Annotated in this window: 11 protein-coding genes; 10 read left to right on the top strand and 1 reads right to left on the bottom strand. The window is 68.1% G+C overall.

Going from position 1 to position 8937, the window contains the following annotated elements; all coding sequences use genetic code 11:
- A partial coding sequence (locus AB3X43_RS09295; RefSeq protein ID WP_369429558.1) for a hypothetical protein occupies window positions 1–680 on the bottom strand: 680 nt, incomplete at its 3' end.
- Between the two features lie 266 nt (window positions 681–946).
- On the opposite strand from AB3X43_RS09295, the gene AB3X43_RS09300 reads away from it, so the two are divergent.
- The 10 genes from AB3X43_RS09300 to AB3X43_RS09345 all read left to right on the top strand — a co-directional run.
- The gene (locus tag AB3X43_RS09300; protein WP_369429560.1) at window positions 947–1792 is read left to right on the top strand and encodes an MBL fold metallo-hydrolase; all 846 of its coding nucleotides are present in this window, start codon (window positions 947–949) and stop codon (window positions 1790–1792) included.
- Between the two features lie 112 nt (window positions 1793–1904).
- The gene (locus AB3X43_RS09305; protein WP_369429561.1) at window positions 1905–2621 is read left to right on the top strand and encodes an ATP-binding cassette domain-containing protein; all 717 of its coding nucleotides are present in this window, start codon (window positions 1905–1907) and stop codon (window positions 2619–2621) included.
- Window positions 2622–2649: 28 nt separating this feature from the next.
- The gene (locus AB3X43_RS09310) at window positions 2650–3633 is read left to right on the top strand and encodes a PQQ-dependent catabolism-associated beta-propeller protein (RefSeq protein WP_473965101.1); all 984 of its coding nucleotides are present in this window, start codon (window positions 2650–2652) and stop codon (window positions 3631–3633) included.
- Entirely contained in the window at window positions 3630–4790 is a 1161-nt protein-coding gene (locus AB3X43_RS09315) for a type 1 periplasmic-binding domain-containing protein (RefSeq protein ID WP_369429562.1), read from the top strand. Before AB3X43_RS09310 ends, AB3X43_RS09315 begins: the two co-directional genes overlap by 4 nt.
- Window positions 4787–5614, top strand: a complete 828-nt coding sequence (locus AB3X43_RS09320) for an ABC transporter permease (RefSeq protein ID WP_369429563.1) — start codon at window positions 4787–4789, stop codon at window positions 5612–5614. Before AB3X43_RS09315 ends, AB3X43_RS09320 begins: the two co-directional genes overlap by 4 nt.
- A complete protein-coding gene (locus tag AB3X43_RS09325) occupies window positions 5611–6312 on the top strand; it encodes a hypothetical protein (protein ID WP_369429564.1) in 702 nt (233 codons plus the stop codon). The genes AB3X43_RS09320 and AB3X43_RS09325 overlap by 4 nt, the downstream gene beginning before the upstream one ends.
- Before the next feature lie 3 nt (window positions 6313–6315).
- Window positions 6316–6936, top strand: coding sequence for a hypothetical protein (locus AB3X43_RS09330; protein ID WP_369429565.1), 621 nt, complete (start codon window positions 6316–6318; stop codon window positions 6934–6936).
- Between the two features lie 37 nt (window positions 6937–6973).
- Window positions 6974–7468, top strand: a complete 495-nt coding sequence (locus AB3X43_RS09335; protein ID WP_369429566.1) for a hypothetical protein — start codon at window positions 6974–6976, stop codon at window positions 7466–7468.
- Window positions 7468–8178, top strand: coding sequence for a TapB family protein (locus AB3X43_RS09340; RefSeq protein ID WP_369429567.1), 711 nt, complete (start codon window positions 7468–7470; stop codon window positions 8176–8178). The genes AB3X43_RS09335 and AB3X43_RS09340 overlap by 1 nt, the downstream gene beginning before the upstream one ends.
- The coding region (locus AB3X43_RS09345; protein ID WP_473965102.1) for a tripartite tricarboxylate transporter substrate binding protein at window positions 8169–8937 on the top strand (769 nt) is incomplete at its 3' end. The genes AB3X43_RS09340 and AB3X43_RS09345, both read left to right, overlap by 10 nt.

The following is an 8937-nucleotide window of genomic DNA, read 5'->3' on the forward strand; positions in this document are numbered from 1 at the left end:
GCAGCGGCGAGTTGCTGCCAGGCGCGTTCCAGGTGGTCCGTGTCAGCGTCCCGCAGATCGGGGGCGCCATCGGACCAGAGCAAGCCATGGGCGGTGGTCAGGTGTGCGCGCGGCAGTGACCAGAGCGTGACCGCTGTTTCGTCGGAGCGCCACAGACGCTGCCAGCGCAGCGGCCCGAGCGTGCCATGGTCACCTTGCAGGCGGTGGTCGGGCAGGGCGATCACGGCATTGGCAAGATCGGAGGCGGCTGTCCCCAGGCGCAGACGCAGGCGTGCCATGCAGCGCGGGCAGCGCTCCTGCATCGCGCCGGCCACGTCCTCGTGCGCCCAGCGCCGGGCACCGACCAGACCGGCTTGCCCCAGCACCAGTTCCGGCCGCGGCCAGGGTGCAATCACATCCGTCACCCGGCGCCCGCTGACGCGCTGGAGGTGGCAGTTCAGTGCCCGTGCATGGGCGATCGATGGCCCGCTGCCGACCAGCCAGAGCCGGCGGCCATCGCGCACGGCCAGCAGGTTGGAGATGGCGCCGCGGTTGTCTGGTGTGGTGTCGCCTTCCGCGCCCGGAATCCGCCAGACGCCGGGCGCGATCGGCTGCACCTGGACGGCCGGTCCGGGGCATGCGACGGCCGGGCAGGCCTGCCCGGCCATGAGCAGCAGGACAGCCTGAAATGCCAGGCGCACGCTGGATGTCCAGTTTCGTTGCATTCGGGTTGCCCCTGTGTCAGCTTTGAAACGATATTGTCCCGTGGTGGAGCAATGTGCTACCGCGACACCGGCTGCAGGTGAATTCGAGGGCATTCGGATCATGGCAGGTGGCTGCATTCGCCCGCAGGCGCCTTGGGAAGTGGTTCACGTTCGCGGCAACCTCGGCATGGCTCTTGCAAAAACCGGACGAGGCGGCTGTATGCAGTCGCGTGTTCAATGTGAAGACCATGAGGGGGGACTTCATGAAACTGGTTGTACTCAAGGGCGGTGACGAAGCCGTGCCGCTGGCCCAGTGCGCCCGAACCAGCCCGACCTCGACCCGTGCACCGGGTGCGGTGGCCTTGTCGGGGGAAGGTTTGCACTGGGTGCTGATCAATGTATCGCCTTCGGTGGCGATGCAGCTGTCGACCGATGCCCGTCTGCTGCGGCATCCGGGTCTGCCGGATGCTGCCGTGCGCGCGGTCGTGCTGACCGATGCCCAGGTGGACCACGTCACCGGCCTGCTCAGTCTGCGCGATGGTGCGCCGATCCACCTGTATGCCACGCCGGCCGTGTTCGAGGAGCTGACGCATGCGCTGCCCGTGCTGCCGCTGCTGGAGCACTACTGTGGGGTGCAGTGGCATGTCATTCCGGTGGCGGGCGAGTCGCGCGAGGCGGTGTTCCACATCGAGGGTCAGCCCACGCTTGAATTCACCGCCGTCGCCACCGATGGCCCGTTGCCGCGCCATGCTGCACAGCCTGCGGCAGGCGAGGTGGGGGAAACCATCGCGCTGGCCGTGCGTGATCTGGTGACCGGGCAGCGCTTTTTCTGCGCACGCAGCCTGGCCGCAGCCGGATTCGAGGCCGTCGAGTGGATGCAGCAGGCCGACTGCCTGCTGCTCGGTGACGACCGGGTCGATCTCTGGCCGGACGACGGCCGTCCGGGTGCCTCGGGTGCAGGCATGCTGGCGCAGCTCGGCCGGGTTGGCGCCCGCCGCAAGGTGCTGATGGCCATGCCCGACTGGGACGCCGGACCCGGCCGGCTGCTGGGTGAACTGGCGCGGCACGGGGTCGAACTTGCGGCCGACCGGATGGAGATCGATCTCTGATCTCCGAATGGAACAATCCAGCGGCCCGCCTCGGTGTAAGCCCGGGCACGACGCCATGCGCGGGCACCTGTACAACGCAGGCTGTGTCCATCTCCACACCGGTTCACTGTCCATGCTGCGTCTCAATGGTCTGATCAAGCGCTACGGCGATCGCACGGCCTTGGCCGGCCTGACGCTGGCGTTGCCTGCGGGCCAGTTTGTCGCCTTGCTGGGGCCGAATGGGGCGGGCAAGTCCACGCTGTTCCAGGTGCTCACCGGCCTGTTCGTCGCCGATGAGGGCGAGGTCGAGGTGGCGGGCCAGTCGCTGCGCCACTCGGCGGTGCGGGCGCTGCGCGACATCGGCGTGGTGTTCCAGCAGATGTCGCTGGACCTGGATCTGTCGGTGGAGCGCAACCTGCGGTTTCACGCCGACCTGCACGGCCTGCCGAGCGCCGTGGCGACCGCGCGCATCCAGTCCGGCGGCGTGGCGCTCGGGATCGACAAGGACCTGGCGCGGCCCGTGCGCGAGCTGTCCGGCGGCAACCGGCGCAAGGTGGAACTGGTGCGGGCGCTGCTGCACCGGCCGAAGGTGGTGCTGATGGACGAGCCGACCGTCGGCCTGGATCCGAAGTCGCGCCGCGACCTGATGGCCGCCATCCGCGCCGATGTCGCCGAGCGGCAGAGCACGGTGCTGTGGGCGACCCATCTGGTCGAGGAGGCCGAGGCCGCGGACCGCGTGGTGGTCCTGCACCAGGGCCGGCTGCTGGCCGATGGCACCCCGGCCGAAGTGACCGAGGCCCTGGGCGGCGGCGGGCTGGAAGAGGCCTTCATCCGAGCCACCGCCCGGTGAACGTCCGAACAACACACTGGAGACGATGATGAACAAGAACAAGTCGGTGTCCACACGCAGCCTGCTGGGTGGTGCCGCGCTGGTGGCGATGTCCTGGCTGGCGCAGGCGCAGACTGCGTATGTGTCCAGCGAGAAAGACCACACGCTGACCGTGATCGACCTGAAGACGATGGCCGTCACCGGCACGGTGCCGACCTGCAAGCGTCCGCGCCATGTGCAGATCACCCCGGACGGCAAGAGGCTGATGGTCGCCTGCGGCGAGTCGAATGCGGCGGACGTGATCGACCTGGCCACGCGCCAGTCGGTCGGGCGTCTGGCCATCGGCGAAGACCCCGAAGCCTTCGATCTGTCCCCGGATGGCAAGACGCTCTACATCTCGCAGGAAGACGATGCCGCTCTGGGTTTCTTCGACATCGCCAGCGGCAAGTTCACCCGCACGGTCGAGGTCGGCAAGGAGCCCGAGGGTGTCAAGGCCTCGCCGGACGGCAAGGTCGTCTGGGTCACCTCCGAGGTGGCCAACATGGTCCACGTCGTCGATGCCGCCACCGGCAAGCTGATCAAGAACATCAAGGTCGGCAAGCGTCCGCGCCGCCTGGCCCTCACGCCCGACGGCAGCCAGCTCTGGGTGACCAACGAGATGTCGGCCAGCGTCAGCATCATCTCGACCAAGGACTGGTCCGTCGTCGACACGGTCAAGTTCGAGGTCAAGGGCGCACGCAGCACCGACATCACCCCGGTCGGCATCACGATGACCCGCGATGGCAAGCAGGCGTTTGTCGCGCTCGGCCGTGCCAACCACGTGGCGTTCATCGATGTGGCCAGCCACAAGACGACCGCGCTGGCGCTGGTCGGCAAGCGGGCGTGGAACGTGGCGCTGAACAAGGCCGAATCACAGCTGCTGGTGGTCAACGGGCTGTCGGACGATGTGACGCTGGTCGATGTCGCCACGGCCAAGCCGATCAAGAGCCTGCCGGTGGGTCGCGTGCCGTATGGCGCGGTGATCGTCGAATGAAGCGCCCGGTCCTTGCCGCGCTGCTGGCCGGTGCTGCCCTCGGGGCGGCGCAGGCGGCCACGTTCAAGCTGACCCTGCTCGTCCCCGCCGACGACGCCCGCCTGGAGCGCAGCCGCACCGAGCGTGCCTACCTCGGCCACCCGGGTGGCTCCGCCTCGGACGGCTTGCAGGTGGCGCTGAAGGAGGCGAAGTTCGAGCTGGAGGCCGCCGGCGCCGTGCTGGCGCTGGAGACGGTGCCGGTCGCCAGCGCTGCCGCCGCCAGGGACGCCGCGCAGAAAGCGGAGAAGGGTGGTGCAGTGGTCGTGCTGACGGACCTGCCCGCCGACTGGACGCTGGCCACGGCCGACGCTGTCAAGCTCCCCGTGATGAACCTGGGCGACGCCAGCGACCGCCTGCGCGAGCAGGACTGCCGCCCGCGCCTGCTGCACCTGCTGCCCAGCGAACGCATGCGCACCGATGCGCTGGCGCAGACGCTGGCCGCAGCGCGCTGGAGCCAGGTGCTGCTGCTGACCGGCCCGACACCGGCCGACGCGCAGCGCAGTGCCACGGCGCAGGCGTCGATCAAGCGCTACGGCCTGAAGCTGGCAGCGACCAAGCCGTTCAGGCTGTCGGCCGATCCACGCGAGCGCGACATGGCCAATCTGAAGCTGCTGACTGGCAACGCGACCTATGACGTGGTCTGGGTGGTGGACAGCGATGGCGAGTTCGCGCGCACGCTGCCCTACCGCACCAGCCTGCCGCGCCCCGTGGTGGGCGACGCCGGGCTGATGGCGCTGGCGTGGTCCGCGCAGTTCGAGCGCTTCGGTGCGCCGCAGGTTTCGCGCCGCTTCGCCAAGGCCACTGGCCGCCCGATGACCGCGCACGACTGGGCAGCGTGGATGGCCGGCAAGGCGATCGTCACCGCCGCGACCGAAGTCCCCAAGGGGCCGGCAGCGGCCTTCGCCAAGGCGCTGAATGACCTCGAATTCGACGGTTCCAAGGGCACGCCGTTGGGCTTCCGCGCCTGGGACGGCCAGTTGCGCCAGCCGATGCTGCTGACGGACGGGCAGGGTGTCGTCGCCATGGCACCGGTCGAGGGCGTGCTGCACCCGAAGAACAACCTCGACACCCTCGGCGCCGATGCGCCCGAAAAACTCTGCAAGGTGGCCCGTCCATGAACCTCGGCCATGCCTTGCAGGCGATGCGCGCCATCGTCTGGCGCGAGATCGCCAAGTTCGCCCGCCAGACCGGCCGGCTGGTGTCGGCGCTGGTGCGGCCGCTGCTGTGGCTGGCCGTGTTCGCGGCCGGGTTCCGCAATGTGTTCGGCATGGCGATCGCCGACCCCTACGAGACCTACATCCCCTACGACGTCTACATCGCGCCGGGTCTGGTCGGCATGGTGCTGCTGTTCAATGGCATGCAGTCCAGCCTGGCCATGGTCTACGACCGCGAGATGGGCCTGATGCGCCTGCTGCTGACGGCGCCGCTGCCGCGCCCGTGGATCCTGTTTTCCAAGCTGACGGCGACGGCGGTGCTGTCGCTCGCGCAGGGGCTGGCCTTCGTCGTGATCGCGCGGCTGATCGGCACCGAACTGCCGCTGATCGGCCCGCAGACGCCGCAGCTGCTGCTGGCCGCGGTGTGCAGCGCGCTGATGCTGGGGGCACTCGGGCTGCTGCTGAGCGTGCACATCAAGCAGCTCGAAAACTTCGCCGGCACGATGAACTTCGTGATCTTCCCGATGTACTTCATGTCCACTGCGCTCTACCCGCTGTGGAAGCTGGAGGAGTCGGGCGCTGGTTGGGTCTACCAGATCGCGCGGTTCAACCCGTTCACGCACGCGGTCGAGTGGATGCGCTACGCGATGTACGGCAAGGACGCGGGGATGTCGCCGTGGATCGTGCTGGGGACGCTGGCACTGTGCTTCGCCGCGGCCAGCTGGGGGTATGACCCGCAACGCGGGTTTGGTGCATTGACCAAGCGCGGCGGTGGAGGCCCGGCATGACGGCGTTGACAAGACTGTGGCGCGCCGCGGGCGGGCAGGGTGCGGTGGACGAACCACTGCTGCTGGAATGGTGCACGCTCGGTGGCCTGCTGGTCTTCGCGACCTGGCTGCTCGGGATGCGCGGTGTGTGGCGCCTGCTGCTGAGTTCCGACCCGACCGGGCTGACGCTGGTGATCATCGTGGTCTTCGTCGTCTCGACGCTGTGGTGCGGCAGCCGCTCGCGGGAGCTGCAGCGCCAGCGCCGGTTGATGCAGGCGGCCATGTCCACCCGCCACGAAGGCCTCACTGGTGTCGAAGGCTGGGCTGCGCAATACTGGTCCGCACTGGACGCCGCGCCGCGCGACGCCGGTGCACCGCTCGACTTGCTGATGGACCAGGCGCAAGGGCCGCACCACACCGCGTGGTGGGTCAACGGCATCCAGCTCAAGCTCGGGCTGCTCGGCAAGGTGATCGGCTTCTCGATCCTGGCGATCCAGATCGGCCAGATGCAGAGCTTCGACGCCACGCAGTCGCAGGACCTGCTGCGCAGCCTGACCTCCGGGCTGGGCGTGGCGCTGCTGACGACGATGGTCGGGCTGGTCGGCAACATCGTGCTGGGGCTCCAGCTGACGCGGCTGGACCGCTACGCCGATGCACTGATCAGCGACTGCCAGCGCGCCGGTCTGTCGATCGGCCACGACGCTGGCCGCGGGGGCTGAGGCGTGGCCACGCGCGGCGGCCGGGGCCGATCCGGTGGGCGGGAGGCCGAGGTCGACCCGTTCTACGACATGTTGTTCAACATGCTGATCGCCTTCGTCTTCTGCTTCATCATCGCGTTGCTGGCGATGAATCCGAAAGCACTCAAGACGGGCGATATCCCGGCCAAGGCCGAGTACATCATCACCGTGTCCTGGCCGGACATGAATCCGAATGACATCGACACCTGGGTGCAGGATCCCGGTGGCAACCTTGTCTGGTTCCGTGCCCGAGAGGCCGGGATGATGCACCTGGACCGCGACGACCGCGGGCTGTCCAATGACACCATCGTCGTCAATGGCAAGGAGGTGATCAACCCGATCAACCAGGAGGTGGTGACACTGCGTGGCATCGTTCCGGGCGAGTACACCGTCAATGCGCACTACTACGACAGCAAGGACGGGCAGCCTGTGCCCGTCACGGTGTCGGTGCTGAAGGTGAATCCACGGGCCGAGATCGCCTATTACGGACAGGCCACCATCGCACGCAAGGGCGATGAGGTCACGCTGGTGCGCTTCACGCTGCTGCCCGACGGCAGCGTGGGCAGCGTCAACACGCTGCCACGCACGCTGGTCCAGCGCATGTGACGCCGACCGACGACAACAACGACTGGAGCAACGAGACATGACACTCGCGGTGGTATTGGGATTTGTGGTGCTGGCCGTGCTGGCCGTGCTGGCGCTGCTGTGGTCGCGCTGGCCGGTGTGGCTCAAGGGGCTGCTGGTGGCTGGCGTCTGCGTGTTCTATTTCTGGGCCGACGAGGCCATTCACCAGATGTGGGGCTGGCCGAGCCCGGATACGCTGCCGGAGCGTTTCGTGCTGCTGGCTGCGGTTTTCGAGGAACCCACCAACAAGACACCCGGTGCGCTGTTCGTCTGGGTGCAGAGTCTGGAAAATGGCAAGCCGACCAAGGCGCCGAGGGCATACCAGCTGCCCTATGCCAAGGATCTGCACGCCCTGCTGAGCGAGGGCATCAAGAAGTCCCGCCAGGGCGTCACCCAGATGGGTACGGCCGAACCCAAGGCTGGCAAGCGCGGGTTGAACTGGCTGCGTCCGGGCTCTGACGAGCAGGTGGTCAAGATCCGCGACCTGCCTGTGCCGCAACTGCCGGAGAAATGATGCGCACCGACCTTGCCATGGCCGCTGTCGCCTGCGCGGGTGCGCTGCTGGCTGGCTGCAGCGAGCCGCCGGGGGCTGCACTGTTCCCGCTCGACCAGGGCCGTACCTGGACCTACCGCCTGACCAGTGAGTGGGAGAACAACACCGTCGAGCGCGAAACCATGGTGCTCAGCAACGAAGGCCGCGACAGCGCGCTCGCCTCGGGCCGTGCGTACCGCCGCCACAGCGACGCGGGCATCGACTACTGGCTGCGCGCCGACGCCACGGGTGTCTACCGCGTCGCGACCAAGAGCGACGTGGACGAGGAGCCGAAACCGGATCCGCAGCCGCGCTACGTGCTCAAGGCGCCGATCGCGGTGGGCACGAACTGGCCCGCCTCGACCACCACCTACCTGCTGCGCCGGCGCAATGATTTCCCGCCCGAGATCCGGCATGGCCATCCTTCGGTGCCCATGGTCTACACGGTCGCGGCATTGAACCAGAAGGTAGAGACGCCCGCAGGCACCTTCGATGGCTGCGTCAAGGTCCAGGGCGAGGCCAAGCTGAAGCTGTTCTCCGATCCGGTGCAGGGCTGGCGCGACATGCCGCTGACCACGCTGGAGTGGTACTGCCCGGGCGTCGGCCTCGTGCGTGTGGAGCGCATCGAGCCAGCCAATTCGACCTTTCTGCTGGGTGGAACGATGAAGATGGAGTTGATGTCATGGCAATGATGAGCCGCCGGCGGGTGCTGGGTGCGTTGAGCGCTGCGGCGTTCGGACCGACCAGTGCCCGGCTGATGGCCCAGCCGGGCGAGCGTTTTCCGACCCGGCCGATCACGCTGTGGGTGCCGTGGCCGGCAGGAGGGGCCACGGATCTGACGATGCGCCTGCTGGCCGAGATCGCAGGGCGCCAGCTGGGTCAGCGGGTGCTCGTGGACAACCGCGCTGGCGCAGGCGGCACGATGGCGATGCCCATCCTGCAGCAGGCGGCGCCGGACGGCTACACGATCGCGCAACTGCCGCAGCCCGTGCTGCGCGCGCCACACATCCAGAGAGTGCTGTGGGATCCGATCCGCGACACGACGCCGATCATCCAGATCTCGGGGGTGACCTTCGGCGTGCTGGTGCCGGGCAACAGTGCGCTCAAGACGCTGGACGACGTCTTCGCCTGGGCCAAGGCCCATCCGGGCGAGCTGACCGTTTCCACCAACGGGGTGGGTACGACGCCGCACGTGGTGTTCGACGAGCTGTTCGCCAGGCGCGGGCTGACCTATGTGCATGTGCCGTACAAGGGCACGTCCGAGCAGATGCTGGCGGTGTCGTCGGGTCAGGTGATGGTAGGCATCAACTCCAACGGGTTCGCACCGTTTGTCGATTCGGGGCGGCTGCGGCTGCTGGTGACGTTTGGCGAGCAGCGCACGAAGCGCTGGCCGACGGTGCCCACGCTCAAGGAACTCGGCCTGGGCATTGTCGCCACGTCGCCGTACGGGC

It is taken from the genome of Sphaerotilus sp., assembly GCF_041083715.1.
Taxonomy (GTDB): domain Bacteria; phylum Pseudomonadota; class Gammaproteobacteria; order Burkholderiales; family Burkholderiaceae_C; genus Sphaerotilus.

What these genes read in the sequence shown, in the direction of transcription:
- AB3X43_RS09300 (WP_369429560.1), top strand. Translation starts at nt 947, where the DNA reads ATGAAACTGGTTGTACTCAAGGGCGGTGACGAAGCCGTGCCGCTGGCC.
- AB3X43_RS09305 (WP_369429561.1), top strand. Translation starts at nt 1,905, where the DNA reads ATGCTGCGTCTCAATGGTCTGATCAAGCGCTACGGCGATCGCACGGCC.
- AB3X43_RS09310 (WP_473965101.1), top strand. Translation starts at nt 2,650, where the DNA reads ATGAACAAGAACAAGTCGGTGTCCACACGCAGCCTGCTGGGTGGTGCC.
- AB3X43_RS09315 (WP_369429562.1), top strand. Translation starts at nt 3,630, where the DNA reads ATGAAGCGCCCGGTCCTTGCCGCGCTGCTGGCCGGTGCTGCCCTCGGG.
- AB3X43_RS09320 (WP_369429563.1), top strand. Translation starts at nt 4,787, where the DNA reads ATGAACCTCGGCCATGCCTTGCAGGCGATGCGCGCCATCGTCTGGCGC.
- AB3X43_RS09325 (WP_369429564.1), top strand. Translation starts at nt 5,611, where the DNA reads ATGACGGCGTTGACAAGACTGTGGCGCGCCGCGGGCGGGCAGGGTGCG.
- AB3X43_RS09335 (WP_369429566.1), top strand. Translation starts at nt 6,974, where the DNA reads ATGACACTCGCGGTGGTATTGGGATTTGTGGTGCTGGCCGTGCTGGCC.
- AB3X43_RS09340 (WP_369429567.1), top strand. Translation starts at nt 7,468, where the DNA reads ATGCGCACCGACCTTGCCATGGCCGCTGTCGCCTGCGCGGGTGCGCTG.